Below are 14,888 nucleotides of genomic sequence, written 5' to 3'. Positions count from 1 at the left end.
TCATCAACGCCTTTACACAGTCCTTTTTGACCGTCCCAGATGGCGATATCAACTATTGAACCGGCGGCAGTCAGTAATCGGCTAAAGCGGAAAGTCGCAGCGTTAACCCGTCTTTGGGTTTGTGGATTTGTGTCTTGGTCAAAGGCGAGGGTAAATTTTCTCCCCTTAACAGCAAATCGTGCTATATCTGAGATTAGATAGGGCTTGACAGGGTTGCCTAATAAATCTTTGGTACGGTAGCCACCGTTAATTCCGTAAAGGGCAATGGCTACATACCCCTGTGACAACAGGCATAAGGATTTTTTACCGCCTTCTGTAATGATGATTGGGATTTCTGGGTGGAGTTCTAGCCAGTTCCAGAAACTTTCGCCAGGAGGGGGGACTTCTACGCCGTAGCGGTTGGCTATTAAGCGTCTATTTTCTCGGTTGACAGTGGGGAGATAAGCGCGTGAGCCGTTGCCAATTGGAGTTTCGTATTTTTGATCCTTGTCTTTTTTCGTGTCAGTCCTGGGTTTACTGAGTTTGCCTTGCCAGGGGCTACCGTCTTCGTTAAAAAATATTGCGGCGTGGAGTGTGGGTTTGGCTTGATGCCCAAATCTGGTATATTTCCAGTTCAGTGCATCGTGGATTGGGGTTGAGACATCCCCCCCAGCACTAATTTCTATATCAGAGACGATGCGGATGTTATCAGTGTACAGAGAAATTGCGATCGCAGAGCCGGTAATAAATTCTCGCTCAATTCGGCTGGCAAACTCACTTAAGCTTTCTACTGGCAGTAGATTTTGAGCAGATGGTAGAACACTTGATAGATTTTTCAATTTTCTTCTCCTGGCAGGGGTTACAGTGCCCTCGCCAAGAAAAGACTGAATGTTAACTTCTATCTACTGAACAGTTGGCGTAACTTGTGCGGTAGAGAGGAAAGAGTCAAGTAGTTTGGGTAAAGCCTTCATGCCTGTTACTTTTTTCTTAGGAATCTGTTGGAAATAAATAATAGACATTTATAATTAAGGAAAGGCTCCACTCGATTCTTCTCCAGTGGGGGTTTTACACTCTGTCTTTTCTAGCGGGGTGTGCGTGTGGTAGGTGTTTCCGGCACCGAAGCCACAATGTACGTACCAAATTCAAATGAACAATTTGAGTAAAAGTCTGTGAGTTTGTACCTCGCAGGCTTTTTGGCTTTTATTGGCTCAAATTCCAGGGATTAAAAACCATTTCTGTATCTGCTTTTGCAGGTATTTTTTACGGTCGCCCTTAGCTTTCCGTCCTTTGCATTTAGAGAGAAAAACGAGAGAATTTTTCATGGTTTTCTCATGTTATTTTTATTTCGCTTTTATATTTCCCCGAAAGCACCGTAAACGATGATGTCTTAGCGTTTCGGCATTTGCTTAAATTAGCGAGACTTGCTGCAATTAGTTGATCACTTTGGTTTCTGTGCCTTAGCTTTTTCTTCAGCTATCGTCCGCCGAACGATGATTTTTACAAGTTGGGTAGGGTTCATGAACTCGCGTTCAGCCCACTGTTCCAAAAATGCAAACTCATCATCATCCAAGCGAATCGAGACTTGAGGTTTTTTAGACGGCATTTGCTAGCAAAGCTTTGACAATATACCATCTTACTCCCTAAAAAATTTTTATTCTATTTGATATTAAGTATTGACTTTGCTAGCACTTATAAAATAGTATAGCACCTATAGACATAAAACGGTTAAGAGTTATCGAGAAACGAACATATAAAGACTGAACAGCTTGGACGGTGGAAGCTGATCCTCTAGGTAGCCTAACTCTGAAGCGTGAGTAAGACTCTGGCGAATTCAGTTGAGGGTAAGTAAGAGAATAAAGCACAACCGATCTGCCCCTTTGGGTTAGCAACAGCCGATTGAGGCTGCTACTAGCTTAATAGGAGATTGCAAGTGATCAACATTTACTGTGCAGACATTGGTAACTACTCCTCCATTACTGCGCTCAAAGGTGAGAAACCTCGTGTCATGCGCTCTGTATTCCTGGATGTGACTTACACCAGTGCCAGAGACATCGACACTGAGGATTCACCCTCAGTCAAGCTTGATGACAAAGTTCTGGTGTTGGGAGAACGTGCCACCAAGCAGAAAAACCCACAGACAGCAGCAGAAAGAGGTAAACAGTTACCAGAGTTTGTCAAACCTTTCACTCTGGCAGGATTGCGACAAGACTTTGAAGGCACTGTACGCTTCCTAGTTCCAGAGCGTTCCCAATGGGATGAAGACAGTATCAGAAAAACCCTCGTTTGTGATACTCATCAAGTCGTGGTCAATGGCAAGTCTTACCGCCATCGCATTAAATCTGTTGAGTTTTACCCAGAGACAGACTTAGCAGTTAGTCACAGTTATAAGACTGGAAAACTTGATAACGAAGGAGATACACTTTGCATTGATATTGGCGGCGGTACAACTAACTACGTTGTTATGTCCCCCGATTGCAATGTCTTGACCCGTCGCTCTATCCCCAAAGTGGGTGGTGTCTCATTGGCTAACGACATTATTAATAGTGATTTGATGCAAGGCTATGCCAAGCGCTCAAGTGTTGCATTCAAAGTCCCCAAGGTGATGGACGCGATCGCTGATGGAAGTTTGGTCTATGGACGCAAGTATGATTTCAGTGCAGTATTCCCCAGACTTCTAGAAAACTGGTTCAACAACTTAATGGACAGCATTACCACAGCCGCTAATGACTACTTATCTGATGTCACCAACATCATGCTGATTGGTGGGAACGCCAACTTAGTACGGCAGAAATTGAGCAGTCAACCAGGGTTTTACATTCCGGCTAACCCTCAGCTATCCAATATTCAAGCGCTGTTGGCAATGTGAAATGCAAATTAGGTTAGCGCCCCCTGTGGCCAGCAAAGTTGAAGGAATCAGGCTCTCACTTGGATATTCAAAACTGAGTGAGACAGTAAATTTGCTAATGGACGCAATCAGGCATCAATGGTCACTGAATTTAACCTATTTGTCTCAAGGAGTGACGACTGATGCCAGGGTGAGACTAGATAAACGGCATTTAGTCTGGCTATCTCAATACGGTGCAGAGAGAGGGATAAATATTGCATCTGTGACCAATTTATTGATTAGTGAGTATTTAGCGGGTAATACGGTTAGTCTGTCGCCACACAAGCCAGATACTGTGATCTCAAAATCCTCACCAGTCCAAGAGACACAGAAGCAAGAAATAACAGAACCAAAACTGAAGGGTCAACAACTTATAAGAGGTTTGAAACTGTGAAACAGAAACGTGTTGTTTTGGATGAGAAATATATTCCAAAAGCCGAACAGATTATTGATGAAACTGGAATATCAACGTTTTCACAACTGTTCACTATTCTGCTAGTGAATTACGGTGATGTTCTTGTGAAGTCGTTGAAAGGTGAGCAGTAATGAAAGACAAACAGCTAGACGCAATACTTGAAGATGTCGCCCGATGACTAACCAACCACTGTCTGTCCTTATTGACCAAGCTCAAGCACTAATGGCTGAGATAGCAGCACACCCCGACCACCTTCAATTACTAGAACTAGGATGGTCGCCGGATCTGCATATCGCAGATGCCCAAACAGCTTTAATTTATCTAGATTGGGAAATTCAACCAGAATCAGAAGCGATTGCACCGACGACCAATCATTGCAATCGCCCCACTCTGATGTGTATCTCTCGCCGCAAAAACGAAAGTACAAAAGGATTCTAACAAATGGCACTCGATTATAGAAATCCCAATGATTGGGGACGCTGTTCTTTGACTGATAATGCTTTGAAACTCCAGCAATTTAAGGCTCTTAACCCAACAGCTACGAAGCGCGAAATAAATATTTTTCTTTGCAGCCTTTACTTACCCCTCACCGTCACCGAATTCTTAGCAACTCATGAAACCATTGATGACCATCCATACTCTGCTGCATTTGGTCAATTCTTGGGTAATGGGATTGACGCGGACATTGCAAATATCTTGGCATTTGGCTCTAAGCGATTTGATTTAATCTCTGATGATTTTGATGACCCTGTAAGGCAACTAGCAACGAGAATTTATAGCCGATTTGAAGAGATGGGTTACTGGCATAAGTTGCCCCAATCATCCAGCAATATCGACTATGACTACATACCTTATTAGGAGATAAAATGGCACGTAATTTTGGAGCAGCAAAACTCAAAAATCATATTCCCAATAATGCCCCCGGTACGTTAGGAGCAATGGGGAGACTGTTTGATGTGTCGGCTGAGGAGTTCAATAAAGCCTTACAGGGAGATCAAACGGTAATCACCAAAATTGCAGACATGGCGCGACTGTCTGACACTGCAAAAGCCAATTTACCCAAGGCATTGGAGGCATATCGGAAGATCATTGAAACAACTGGCGATGTAAACCAAGCCTACGCTGAACTGGTGCAACTGACCCAGAAGCACGGAACGCAAACCCTGAAAGCTATCAACACCAGTAAAACAGGAGAGCAGCGTTTTAAGAACGAAATGACCGAAATGCAGGCGGAACACGTCAACGCCACTACTGCCGAGGCAACCCGTCACGCGCAACGCTCATCCTTGATTCAGATATCTGGGGCTACAGCCGACCTCATGGCGATCGCAAAATATGAGGCTGATTTAATCAAGGCATCCAACAAAGTGCCAGAAGCCCAAGACGCAGCAGATCGCGCTTATGAAACCGCAGTTACTAGCGCACTGTGGACAAACGGCAGTGAAGCGAAAACCGACCGCATACCCAAGCCCAATTACTCGCGCACTGCTGGAATTAGTCGTGTGGGGCAGTGGTTCCGCAATTTTATGGGCATCTAACCATAGTTAGCTAAAAGCCAGCAGTGACGGAAAACTCTGGCTTTTTCTGTTTCACCCACGCGAGGTAAACATGAATGAAATTGATTCCCTATTATCACAGTTCCAAAACACCAGTGAACAGTCCACACCGTTAATGTGGGGTGAAACTACTTCAGAAAAACCGACCCCAGAGAGCGAAGACGGCGATCGCCTTGAGCAATCTATTAGGGATGTATTCAGCAATAAACAACTCCTCAACAAAGCACTCAAGACATTTTTGGGCGTATTCACCGCTAACACTGGAGTCAGCCTACTAACAAGTCTTGGGATTGGGGCGATCGCTTCTGGCACTTTAAGCAGCATTGTACTAGGGCTATTTTTCGCTGATACCCTTACTAAAATTCACTATGACGGCAGAATCCACATTGGTAAAGACTTCATGGTGGCGACTGCCCAAACTGCAAGTGTAGGTGTTGCATTGTGGGTGGCGTTTGATGAATATCGGGCTGTGTCAGGAGCGACCAAGACAGGTAAGACAAGGTTCTATTCAGAAGTAAGACAGTACGAAGTTAAGCCCAGTCCCCAGACTGACACCCCTTGGCTAATGATCGGGTTGGCAGCATTGGGAGTGTTGTTGCTTGCAGCTATGGCGAGGGGGAGAAGCCAATGAAACGTAAGCAATTTGAGGATTATTTACGATCAGGAATAGCCAACAATATTACTGTGGGGGTGCTGGCAACCATTGGGTTAATTTGTGGGGCAAAGTCATTTACAGGCACTTCCCTTAGTTTGGTTGAATATTGCTTCATCCCCGAAACACTCACTAATCCGGTTAACCGTCAAAGGTACTGCACTCCCAACAAGCGTTACATAATGCCTGAATCGGAGTTTTATGCTGAAGCTTACACACCAGCTAACCCAGAGTTTCAACGTGATAACTTCTTGCCCACCAAAGCTACCCGCTTAAGAATAATAGAACCAAGTAACCCTCATAAGCCCTGGTGGGGATTAGCTTCAGTGTTATTCGTTGGTGGAGCTTATGGGTTATCCAAAGCTAGGGAATGGCGATTAATCCAACTAATGCCCTCTGTTAGGGAAGAAATTCGTAGCAATTGGTTAATTTCTAAACTTTGGTACGGGTTAAGGCTCCACAAAGAAAGTTACACTGCCCAACTAGATTACGAGTTTCACCAATGGTCAGAGAATCGACGGGTCAGAGCAGCGCAGTTGTCAAAAATGACACCGCAAGAGTTAGCCATCTTTCAGGAGCAAGTGAGGTTAAGGGCAGAAGCCGAAGCACAAGTGCAACTGCAACAGGCAACGGGGCAGCCAGCCGCAGCATTACCAGGGCAATCAATGCAGGATATCGCCAGGGGTGACGATAAAGTAACTGGGGAACAACAGCAGGCGTTACAACAGAATACTGCCCAAAGCCTTGACCCATCAGAAGCTCTTGCCCTGAATACTTTGCAAGCCCTAGCCAGAGCAGATAGTTCCACTGCTTTAGTTGCCGCACCGGGAAGCGGTAAATCAGTCACCCTCAATTATTTGATTGAGAAAATCCTTGCAGATTCCCCCAACGCGGATATTTGGGTAATTAGTGCTAAGAATGATAGTTTCTGTGGTTTGCGAGAGAAAGAAAGAGTAATTGTCTTTGACGGGGAAAACCCAGACCTAGCGAAAGAGGTAATTGATAACTTTTACACCTCGTACAAACAGCGTAAGCAACTACTAGAATCAAAGCGCGAATCCTTACCACCATTGATTCTAATTCTGGATGACTGGTTAGTGATTGCTGACCAATTAAGCAAGCATTACTCCGACTGGAATTATGGCGGTAAATTACTTGATGTTTTACTGATTGGTAGAGAGTTTAATACTAAGTTTATTGCCTCTTTACAGTCTTTTAATTTGGCGGCTTTAGGCATTGAAAAGATGGATGCTCAAACGAGGCTTTGTTTGAATTTATTGCTGTTAGGTAATAGGTATATCAAGAATGGAAGGGAACAAGAATCTTATGGGGTATTGGAGTTGATTTTAAATAGAGGTGACATTATTCCAGGTAAGCTTGAGCGGGAGCAAATTAAATCTAAATACTTGGATATTAAAACAGTCTCCTATCAAAACCTCCGTCCAGTGATGATTGCTTCTGTTGGTGGTTTTGTCGTGGCATTAATGCCCCTTTTATCTAATAAAGTTAACTCGATTGCTTCGGAGCAGGAATATCTAGATAGAGTATTTGACCTGGAATTTAATTTAAATGCTGCTCACAATGTACATCCAAAGCCATTATCTGAGGTGGCTAACAAGATTTATGAATACTTCCAGAATGTCAAGACTAAAACCCCAAAAACATTACGCGATTTGAAGAAAGCAGACAGGTTATCTGGTTATTCAGAATCAGAATTAATTGATGGTTTAGCTGAATTAGTTAAGACTGAGAAGGTAAATTCTGATGGGAATGATAGCTACTCTCTGCCTAATTGGTAAACGGATTGCCGTAATGCCGTGGTCATAAAAAGGGATGTCTTACTGGCTTTCCTGAGTGTCCACGGCATACGGCATCAATCACGGCAATCCATGCCCTGTATAGGTCGTAGCCTACGGCACTGCTACGGCAGCACGGACACCCACGGCAGAAGCATCAATAATAAGTCCGCCAATAAACAGCCATTTATTATTAGAGGATTAATCAAATCATGCTGAAAATAGTAATTGTTGAACCGGAAACATTCACGCTCTTGGGCATCAAAGGTGCTATTGAACAATCTCCTGATATAGAAGTTACAGCATCAGCCACTTCTGGAAAGATAGGTTTTCAGTTAATTGAACAGATGAACCCTGATGTTGTGTTAGTTGATTTATTATTGCCCGATATGAGTGGTTTAGAACTGACTCGCTCAATCAAAAGGAATACTAATAGTAAAGTGGTAATTTTTACTAATCAGACTCATTCAGACTTTATTAACTCAGCTTTCCGTCATGGGGCTGATTCTTATATGCTCAAAAGTGCTGATATAGAATTGATTGAACTAGCCATCAAGAGAGCTTACTTTAATGAATGTCTACTTGACCCGAAGCTGGCTAAAAAACTGTTAGAAAGCCTTTATCAAAACAGATATATCGACCCTAGTTTTGCTGACAAAAACTTGTTTGAACCTCCCACTGAGCGACAAATACAAGTGCTGCGTTTACTGGCTCAGGGTTTAGTTTTTGAACAGATTGCCAAAGAAATGTTTCTCTCTGTTAGTACAGTCAAAAATTATGCCAGTGATTTGTATAGTAAGTGGCACGTCAAGAACCGTTATGAGGCGATAAAGAGAGGGGCGATGCTTGGTTATATAGACTATAACTTAATTGTGAATGAATGATGTATTGGTGAGGAGAGCGAAAGAATTAAGTCGGGGATTAGTGAGATTTAATTCTCTCAACAGAAATGGTTGATATTATTGATGCATTTCACAGTCTCCAGATATAGAAGTAAGCGCTTCGGCAACTTGTGGAGAGATAGTTTTGAAGTTGGTTGAACAAACTAAGCAACAGGTGGTTGTAGTGAGTAAAATAACTTTTAACTAGGAGAAGTGAGCGCAAGACTTGATGACAGCTAACATAAAGCTAGCTCAAAAAAGTTTTCTCTTTCTATATTGATTTCCGCTTGAGTTTGCGTTTGAAAGCTACGCCTATACCTATGGCAGTTAATGCACCTGATACAGTACTAGGTTCAGGGACAGATGTCTCATTAAAAGTAAAATTATCTAATGTAAACTGTGTCCCAGGTCCACCCTGAACTTTAAGATAATCTGGCTCAACTCCACCAGAAGCCGTAAACCTTAATTCATCAACACCAAAATAATCAAAATTAATTAAAGTTGGCTTTGTGGTATCTACAACTACAGTTTTGTCATACAGAGTTTTACCCTTGTTTAAACCTTCTACAGTCACCGAAAGACCATCATTCCAAGCAGCTGTTAGGTAAGCACTGTTGAAGTCAAAAACACTATCACTTACTAGGGCAGGGTCTCCACCAGTGTTGAAAGCCACATAGTTCCCTGAGACTCTTCCATTGCTATAGCCTGTATTTGTAAGATTAGTCACGGTGGTGCCATTAATCTCACTAAACGCTCCATTTAAGTAGGAAAAATTATCCCAACTAAATCCTCCGTAACCATTAGGGATCTGATCATAATAATCAGAAAAAGATGAATAAGGCGGCAGATCATCAAATGTTAAAACAGTTGCTTGTGCTACTCCTCCTATTCCCAAAACAGTAATTGTTGCTCCGACAGCAGCAAGTGCTAGTTTTTGATATGTGCTAGTCATCTGAACAAGTCTAGTTGAATATACTGTTTCACATCCAGACAATAGCTTGATAACTGCGGGGCTGTCAACTGTCAATCAGTATATGTACTAGCAGATACCAAAAACTAACCGCATGATTTAGCTACTTGTAGAGTGGGCCAGATACCCACCCCACACGAAGTAGGTTTAGTGAGAACGCGTTTTGCCTCAAGGTCAATCGCCCTCTGACTACTAGCTAGCTTTTGCCCCAAGTTTCTGCTCGTCCCCCAACACCGGGAAGTACCGAAGGGTACAGCAACGGTAGTGAGTGAATAAAAATATCATCTAGGTATTGAGCCGAGATACCAAACAGAGATCATGGAAAAGCTCCCTTCTTCTTCAGTTGCCGGTGTTTAACGTAACCACACTTCCTGCAATCACTTTCCAGTTGTTTTCAAGTAGCTTCCAAACCCTGAGATAGCGGAATTTGCCATCAATTTCTTGCCCTAAATAGTTTCCTAGTATCTCTACCGTGACGGCAACAACAACGTCGTCTGCGACCATGTTTAGCATTAGATCACTTGATTCAAGTGTATGCAGGTTGATGTTTCCCGAACGGTAATTTTCCAGATCCATCGCCTTGGTTGCCGTTTCGCCACTAGGCCCGTTAAACAGAAGCTCATCGTGAAGCAGTTGATCCAAAAGTTCCACGTTATTGGTTTTCATTGCTGAGAGGAGTTTTTTCTCGTTAGCGATGACCTGGGCTTTGGGGGTGGCATCCATGCTGTTTGTTGTTGAATTTGACCCTAGATGAGTTCATAGTACAGGGTGTGAAGCCAGCGAGCAAGGGTGGCTAGATCATACCTGTAAAGAGTAAACTTGCTGCAACCATAAGCAAGTTTAATCAGCCAACGAAGTTATGCGGGTTGTAGCGTGAGTGGTTTCGTGCTGATTGATAAGTCTGGGTTAATCGGGTGTCATCGCTCACGAGATCATAGGCTTTTTGGTCGCTTACATTGTTTTATTGCGTTTAGACAATGTAGGCTAGACCCTATGAAAATAAACCGATTCGGCAGAGCAGAAATCCTTACCCCCGATCAAATTAATGTCCTATTTACTGAGGGGTTTGTCAACCCACGCGATCGCGCTCTGTTCGGCGTGTGCCTTTATGCTGCCTGCCGAATCAACGAAGCCTGCACTTTAGCCGTGAAAGATGTGTTTGGCAGCAACGGTGTTAGAGGCGTGTTAGTACTACGCAGCGTCAACACCAAAGGCAAGCGGGACACCAGGGAAATTCAAGTGCATCCCAAGCTCAGGGACTATTTAGAAGAGTACAACCCCAACCGCCGCAAAGAGTTTTTGTTTCCTGGGCGGCATGGGCTGTTACATATTCACAAGGTTAGTGCTGATAAAATCCTCAGAGATACCTGTGTGCGGCTGGGCATTGAGGGCGTTAGTACCCACAGCTTTCGGAGGACTGCGTTAACCCGGATGAGCGATGCCGGGATACCGTTGCGCCACATACAGGAGATATCGGGGCATCGGACTTTGGCAGCTTTGGAGCGTTATCTGGGCGTAACTGAAAAACAAAAGCAGAACGCGATCTCTGCTTTGGACTTTTGAATAATGTCGGTTTATACAGTTAGGGGTAGTGTTACGATGCCATGAATGTTTCAGCGCACTGGTTTAGGCACAGTCATGCTACCCACGCATTAGATGAAGGTGTTCCGGTGCATTTGGTACAGGCGACTTTAGGGCATACAAGTTTGGATACCACGAGTAAATATCTGCACGTTAGCCCTGATAGGAGTTCTGGAGAGGTTTTAGTTAAGCGATGGTCTAAGCCATTTTAACTCCATTGCTACCAGAACCCCATAAACTGCTGCCGCACTTGACACTCAGTAGCTTTCAGGAATTACCTAATTAATATTTTGTCCATTAACTAAGTTTTATATATTCGCCTTATGTGAGTTTAAAAATCCTGTTGTTCTATAAGGTTTTCCAGGTAGCACCGTAGCGTAATTTTGCAATTATCAACGTAATTACAACGGCTTCAATACCTAATTCACATCAGATCTATTTTGAATAAAAAAATACTTTTACTGACATAATAAATAACTAATGTCCTGTAGAACCAAAACCTCCAGAGCCTCTTCCAGTAGCATTTAATTCTATAACAGTTTCAATAGCAACTGATAAAACTGGTTTAATGACCATTTGGGCTATTTTCATACCTATTTCTACTGTAAACGGAATCTTACCATGATTAATTAAAATTACTCCAATTTCTCCTCGATATCCTTCATCTACAGTTCCTGGAGAGTTCAAAACAGTTATTTGATGATTTAAAGCAAGTCCACTGCGAGGTCTAATCTGTGCCTCTGTTTGAGGTGGTAATTGAATACTAATACCAGTAGGAATTAAAGAACTCTCTCCAGGCTTTATAACAGTTGTTACTGTAGAGAACAAATCCAATCCAGCATCACCTTTGTGAGCATATTCCGGCAGTCGAGCTTTTTCGTCAAGTAGTTTAACTTTTAGTATGTACTCCATAAGCTTACATTAGCGAGTTTGATTAAGACATATACTAAACTAATAGTATATATCAAATAAAAATATTTTAATCAACTTATTCTTCTTTAAGAGATACAGTTAACTGTAAACATGAAATTAGAAGAGCAATAATAGCTAAAAATCCATTTGCATCAATTAAATTTATAAATATATGCACTTGGCTTATATATCTAATATTGGTAAATATAGAAAGCAATTTTATTACTATAATAATAATTAAAATCAATTCTAACATTATTAATAATAATTTGAAAACAAGTTTCCGGGCAGTTTGTATAGTACTCCTTTTGAACCCCTTTATAATGAAGCTATTAGAATTTTGAGATAGCTGCTCATATACTATTTTGAAATTCTCATATGCTAGAGGGTTAGAAATTATCTCTTCTGCCCTTATAAGTAATTCGTGTTGCTTATTTTCTATTTGATTTTGACTAATTGCATTTAGAAAATTCTTTTTACGGTTGCTTGTAGTCATCCTTCCTAATGTTTCTTCGCTGATTATTTTTAATAAATCAGATCTACTAGGGTCATTATCATGATTCCTGGAAGCAATACTTCTTACCTTATAAAATATTAAAGTAACAAAAGATTTATCTGCTGGTAATTCTAAATCGTGAAGCGTCGGATTATTTAAAGAAATTAATAAAGGCCCTGCCCATCCTGGATCAAGTGTAGTGGAAATATGTCCAAAACCAAGCGAAACAACACCTACTTTGGAATGAAAAGTACCTCCTATTTTCTTAGAAACCCAGACAGCCTCTTGCGTCAATATAAGTACAGTGTCATGGTGTGGAATTTTATAAATCGGTTTGCCCTTTGAAGTATGAGTTTTTTGGATCAAAGATTTAGAGTTTATAGAATAGACAAAATTACTTGGGTTAAGATTATAGCCAACAGGTGTTAAATTTTTATCAGCATCGTAAGGGTAAATTACAATCTCTTTATTAAGTAAGCTTTCTATGTCCCTATCAGATAGCATAATCAGTGAGTTAGTTACTTATATATAGTCTAAAATTATACTTAATAAATTAAGTAAAAATAATAAATGAGCAGAATGTTTACTCAGTCGCACATGAAGGGGTCATGAATACCTTCCCGTTAGGAGTAACGCAAGATTAACTGGCTATGACTCTTGAAACTGGCCTTCTGTAACGCTGTTAAATCTACATGCGGTGAAGTTATATAAAAACTGCTGGAATTTCTATCTAAGAATAAACTTTTTTCATCTGATACACTTCAAGAAACTGGAAACTAAAACCGAGCCGGTTGACCAAATGTCAACGTATCTTCTAGGAACTCAAGCCAGTGTCAACTACTGACCCTCTTTGCCGCATTATCGCCCTGTTTAACCAAGCGGGTGGTGTCGCCAAATCGACACTGACCCAAAACCTGGGATACCACCTAGCACGACGAAAACATCGCGTTCTCCTCATCGACATAGACCCCCAAGCGTCCTTAACCAAATTCATGGGGTTAGTGCCATCTCAGCTACAAAAAACCATTGCCGATGCCATTATCGACGAGCAGCCCTTACCAATTCATGAGGACATTCACGGCATGGACTTGGTTCCAGCAAGCCGAGTCCTAAGTGGAGCAGAAATGCAGTTAGTCAGTGCTGCGATGCGCGAGTTGCGCCTTAAGGAAGCCGTTGAATCTGTTCTAAATGAATACGACTTCATTCTTATAGATTGTCCCCCCAGCTTAGGATTGCTTTCCTATATCGCCTTAGTCGCGGCCACACACGTACTCGTTCCCGTGGAAACCCATCTCAAAGCTTTCGAGGGAACCGACGAACTCTTACAAACTATTACCCACGTAAAAAATAAAGCCAACCGCAAAATCCAAATAGCAGGGTTTGTTCCTACACGGTATGCTCAACAGAACTCAGCCGATAAACGCGCATTGGCAGCAATCACTGAACAACTTTCCGCTTGGGGTCGTATTTTCCCACCCATCCCCAGAGCTACCGCTTTTGTCGATGCGTCAGAAGAACGTGCGCCCCTAGCAGTATTTGACCCGAAACATTCTGTAGTCGCTATTCTTGAAGAAATCGCCAAGGCTTTGGAGGCTTTATGATCCGACGCAAACAAACAGACAAACCTTTTGGGGGTCAAATTACAACTCCACCCCCTGCACCTTGGTTATCCTCACCAGATACCGAGTCGCCAGCCGCAACTGAAACTACTATCAAACTCTCAGATATAGTTCTGCCTCAACACCAGCCCCGACGATACTTTGACCCACAAGCATTAAAAGAATTAGTCTCGTCAGTTAAACAGCATGGCATTCTCCAACCTCTGTTAGTGCGTCCACTAGGTGGAGGGAAATATGAATTAGTAGCAGGAGAAAGACGCTATAGGGCAGGGCAGGAAGCAAAACTTGAAGTCGCGCCTGTGGTGGTGCGTGAGCTAACCGATGACCAAGCGTTTCAGTTGGCTTTGATTGAAAACTTGCAACGAGAAGACCTTAACCCTGTTGAAGAAACTGAAGGGATCTTGCACCTGTTGGGAATCCGGCTGCATTGCGATGTAGAAGCCGTCAAATCCTTGCTGTATCGAATGAAAAACGCTCACAGTAAGGGGGAACAGCCCTCAAAATCCTCATTAAATGAATCTAGTAAAAACGTTTTTCCTAACTCAGATAATCCACAATCTCTTGACAACATTTCTGACCAGTTAGCCGAGAAAAATGAATCTAGTAAAAACGTTTCTCCTAACCCCGATAATCCACAATCTCTTGACGACGTTTCTGACCATTTAGCCGATGAAACTGAATCTAGTAAAAACGTTTCTCCTAACCTAGATGAAGAACAATCAAACACGGTACAACAGGTGTTTGAGAGTTTGGGACTCATGAATTGGCTGTCGTTCATCACCACACGCTTACCTTTACTCAATCTGCCCGAAGAAATTTTAACGGCCCTGCGGGGAGGGAAACTGGAATACACCAAAGCACAAGTCTTGGCGCGGGTAAAAAATAATGAAATCCGAAAAAAACTTTTGTCCGAAGCGATAGCTAACTATTGGTCTTTAAGTCAAATCAAAGAAAAAATCGCAGCTTGGACGGATGATGAACAAGCATCCTCGTCTAAAGGATCTAACCAAATACCAGACCGCCTTCAAAATATCACCCAGCGCATTAAAAAGCGTCAGCTATGGAAAGAACCTAGAAAGCAAAAGCAGTTAGTAAACCTTTTAAACAAGCTCGAAGCCTTACTAGGGGATGAGTGACTTGGGGTAAA

Annotated in this window: 19 protein-coding genes; 13 read left to right on the top strand and 6 right to left on the bottom strand. The window is 42.3% G+C overall.

Annotated elements, in window-relative coordinates; genetic code table 11:
- Both H6G97_RS27670 and H6G97_RS27665 read right to left on the bottom strand, forming a co-directional pair.
- Positions 1-818, bottom strand: an 818-nt coding sequence (locus H6G97_RS27670) for a DUF3854 domain-containing protein (RefSeq protein WP_190943775.1), incomplete at its 3' end; no start/stop codon positions are given.
- A 599-nt stretch (positions 819-1,417) separates the two neighbouring features.
- Positions 1,418-1,582: a hypothetical protein gene (locus tag H6G97_RS27665; protein ID WP_190943774.1), complete on the bottom strand. Its 165-nt coding sequence runs from the start codon at positions 1,580-1,582 to the stop codon at positions 1,418-1,420.
- Positions 1,583-1,909: 327 nt separating this feature from the next.
- Between H6G97_RS27665 and H6G97_RS27660 the strand changes: the two genes are divergently transcribed.
- The 9 genes from H6G97_RS27660 (at position 1,910) to H6G97_RS27620 (ending at position 8,166) form a co-directional block, all read left to right on the top strand.
- Positions 1,910-2,845 carry a plasmid segregation protein ParM domain-containing protein gene (locus H6G97_RS27660; RefSeq protein ID WP_190943773.1) on the top strand — a complete coding sequence of 312 codons (936 nt, stop codon included), beginning with the start codon at positions 1,910-1,912 and terminating at the stop codon, positions 2,843-2,845.
- Position 2,846: 1 nt separating this feature from the next.
- Positions 2,847-3,257: a hypothetical protein gene (locus tag H6G97_RS27655; protein ID WP_190943772.1), complete on the top strand. Its 411-nt coding sequence runs from the start codon at positions 2,847-2,849 to the stop codon at positions 3,255-3,257.
- Positions 3,254-3,409: a hypothetical protein gene (locus tag H6G97_RS27650; RefSeq protein ID WP_190943771.1), complete on the top strand. Its 156-nt coding sequence runs from the start codon at positions 3,254-3,256 to the stop codon at positions 3,407-3,409. Before H6G97_RS27655 ends, H6G97_RS27650 begins: the two co-directional genes overlap by 4 nt.
- A gap of 43 nt (positions 3,410-3,452) precedes the next feature.
- Entirely contained in the window at positions 3,453-3,716 is a 264-nt protein-coding gene (locus H6G97_RS27645; RefSeq protein WP_190943770.1) for a hypothetical protein, read from the top strand.
- Between the two features lie 3 nt (positions 3,717-3,719).
- Entirely contained in the window at positions 3,720-4,136 is a 417-nt protein-coding gene (locus H6G97_RS27640; RefSeq protein WP_190943769.1) for a hypothetical protein, read from the top strand.
- Positions 4,137-4,144: 8 nt separating this feature from the next.
- Positions 4,145-4,816 (top strand): hypothetical protein, encoded by a 672-nt coding sequence (locus H6G97_RS27635; RefSeq protein WP_190943768.1) that lies wholly within the window; start codon positions 4,145-4,147, stop codon positions 4,814-4,816.
- 70 nt (positions 4,817-4,886) lie between these two features.
- A complete protein-coding gene (locus H6G97_RS27630; RefSeq protein WP_190943767.1) occupies positions 4,887-5,465 on the top strand; it encodes a hypothetical protein in 579 nt (192 codons plus the stop codon).
- Positions 5,462-7,285, top strand: coding sequence for a P-loop NTPase family protein (locus H6G97_RS27625; protein WP_190943766.1), 1,824 nt, complete (start codon positions 5,462-5,464; stop codon positions 7,283-7,285). The genes H6G97_RS27630 and H6G97_RS27625 overlap by 4 nt, the downstream gene beginning before the upstream one ends.
- A gap of 209 nt (positions 7,286-7,494) precedes the next feature.
- On the top strand, positions 7,495-8,166 hold the full coding sequence (locus H6G97_RS27620; protein WP_190943765.1) for a response regulator: 672 nt from the start codon (positions 7,495-7,497) through the stop codon (positions 8,164-8,166).
- Positions 8,167-8,434: 268 nt separating this feature from the next.
- Here the strand turns inward: H6G97_RS27620 and H6G97_RS27615 are convergent, their stop codons facing one another.
- Both H6G97_RS27615 and H6G97_RS27610 read right to left on the bottom strand, forming a co-directional pair.
- Positions 8,435-9,115: a PEP-CTERM sorting domain-containing protein gene (locus H6G97_RS27615; RefSeq protein WP_190943764.1), complete on the bottom strand. Its 681-nt coding sequence runs from the start codon at positions 9,113-9,115 to the stop codon at positions 8,435-8,437.
- A 357-nt stretch (positions 9,116-9,472) separates the two neighbouring features.
- Positions 9,473-9,856, bottom strand: a complete 384-nt coding sequence (locus H6G97_RS27610) for a nuclear transport factor 2 family protein (RefSeq protein WP_190943763.1) — start codon at positions 9,854-9,856, stop codon at positions 9,473-9,475.
- Positions 9,857-10,126: 270 nt separating this feature from the next.
- Here H6G97_RS27610 and H6G97_RS27605 point away from each other — a divergent pair, with 270 nt between their 5' ends.
- Positions 10,127-10,696: a tyrosine-type recombinase/integrase gene (locus H6G97_RS27605; RefSeq protein ID WP_190943762.1), complete on the top strand. Its 570-nt coding sequence runs from the start codon at positions 10,127-10,129 to the stop codon at positions 10,694-10,696.
- Between the two features lie 41 nt (positions 10,697-10,737).
- Positions 10,738-10,926, top strand: coding sequence for a tyrosine-type recombinase/integrase (locus H6G97_RS27600; protein ID WP_190943761.1), 189 nt, complete (start codon positions 10,738-10,740; stop codon positions 10,924-10,926).
- A 265-nt stretch (positions 10,927-11,191) separates the two neighbouring features.
- Here the strand turns inward: H6G97_RS27600 and dut are convergent, their stop codons facing one another.
- Both dut and H6G97_RS27590 read right to left on the bottom strand, forming a co-directional pair.
- Positions 11,192-11,626 (bottom strand): dUTP diphosphatase, encoded by a 435-nt coding sequence (dut, locus tag H6G97_RS27595; protein ID WP_190943760.1) that lies wholly within the window; start codon positions 11,624-11,626, stop codon positions 11,192-11,194.
- Positions 11,627-11,702: 76 nt separating this feature from the next.
- Positions 11,703-12,626 (bottom strand): dCTP deaminase domain-containing protein, encoded by a 924-nt coding sequence (locus tag H6G97_RS27590; RefSeq protein WP_190943759.1) that lies wholly within the window; start codon positions 12,624-12,626, stop codon positions 11,703-11,705.
- 326 nt (positions 12,627-12,952) lie between these two features.
- Between H6G97_RS27590 and H6G97_RS27585 the strand changes: the two genes are divergently transcribed.
- Both H6G97_RS27585 and H6G97_RS27580 read left to right on the top strand, forming a co-directional pair.
- On the top strand, positions 12,953-13,723 hold the full coding sequence (locus tag H6G97_RS27585) for an AAA family ATPase (protein ID WP_190943758.1): 771 nt from the start codon (positions 12,953-12,955) through the stop codon (positions 13,721-13,723).
- Positions 13,720-14,877: a ParB/RepB/Spo0J family partition protein gene (locus H6G97_RS27580; protein ID WP_199349691.1), complete on the top strand. Its 1,158-nt coding sequence runs from the start codon at positions 13,720-13,722 to the stop codon at positions 14,875-14,877. The genes H6G97_RS27585 and H6G97_RS27580 overlap by 4 nt, the downstream gene beginning before the upstream one ends.
- The last annotated feature ends 11 nt before the right edge of the window (positions 14,878-14,888 follow it).

Origin of the sequence: Nostoc flagelliforme FACHB-838 (genome assembly GCF_014698065.1) — a bacterium.
Classification (GTDB): domain Bacteria; phylum Cyanobacteriota; class Cyanobacteriia; order Cyanobacteriales; family Nostocaceae; genus Nostoc; species Nostoc flagelliforme_B.
Note: the sequence above shows the minus strand (reverse complement) of the source record. Positions and strands in the feature narration are given on the sequence as shown.

What these genes read in the sequence shown, in the direction of transcription:
- dut (WP_190943760.1), bottom strand. Translation starts at nt 11,626, where the DNA reads ATGGAGTACATACTAAAAGTTAAACTACTTGACGAAAAAGCTCGACTG.
- H6G97_RS27645 (WP_190943770.1), top strand. Translation starts at nt 3,453, where the DNA reads ATGACTAACCAACCACTGTCTGTCCTTATTGACCAAGCTCAAGCACTA.
- H6G97_RS27620 (WP_190943765.1), top strand. Translation starts at nt 7,495, where the DNA reads ATGCTGAAAATAGTAATTGTTGAACCGGAAACATTCACGCTCTTGGGC.
- H6G97_RS27655 (WP_190943772.1), top strand. Translation starts at nt 2,847, where the DNA reads ATGCAAATTAGGTTAGCGCCCCCTGTGGCCAGCAAAGTTGAAGGAATC.
- H6G97_RS27615 (WP_190943764.1), bottom strand. Translation starts at nt 9,115, where the DNA reads ATGACTAGCACATATCAAAAACTAGCACTTGCTGCTGTCGGAGCAACA.
- H6G97_RS27580 (WP_199349691.1), top strand. Translation starts at nt 13,720, where the DNA reads ATGATCCGACGCAAACAAACAGACAAACCTTTTGGGGGTCAAATTACA.
- H6G97_RS27590 (WP_190943759.1), bottom strand. Translation starts at nt 12,626, where the DNA reads ATGCTATCTGATAGGGACATAGAAAGCTTACTTAATAAAGAGATTGTA.
- H6G97_RS27630 (WP_190943767.1), top strand. Translation starts at nt 4,887, where the DNA reads ATGAATGAAATTGATTCCCTATTATCACAGTTCCAAAACACCAGTGAA.
- H6G97_RS27605 (WP_190943762.1), top strand. Translation starts at nt 10,127, where the DNA reads ATGAAAATAAACCGATTCGGCAGAGCAGAAATCCTTACCCCCGATCAA.
- H6G97_RS27600 (WP_190943761.1), top strand. Translation starts at nt 10,738, where the DNA reads ATGAATGTTTCAGCGCACTGGTTTAGGCACAGTCATGCTACCCACGCA.
- H6G97_RS27665 (WP_190943774.1), bottom strand. Translation starts at nt 1,582, where the DNA reads ATGCCGTCTAAAAAACCTCAAGTCTCGATTCGCTTGGATGATGATGAG.
- H6G97_RS27625 (WP_190943766.1), top strand. Translation starts at nt 5,462, where the DNA reads ATGAAACGTAAGCAATTTGAGGATTATTTACGATCAGGAATAGCCAAC.
- H6G97_RS27610 (WP_190943763.1), bottom strand. Translation starts at nt 9,856, where the DNA reads ATGGATGCCACCCCCAAAGCCCAGGTCATCGCTAACGAGAAAAAACTC.
- H6G97_RS27635 (WP_190943768.1), top strand. Translation starts at nt 4,145, where the DNA reads ATGGCACGTAATTTTGGAGCAGCAAAACTCAAAAATCATATTCCCAAT.
- H6G97_RS27640 (WP_190943769.1), top strand. Translation starts at nt 3,720, where the DNA reads ATGGCACTCGATTATAGAAATCCCAATGATTGGGGACGCTGTTCTTTG.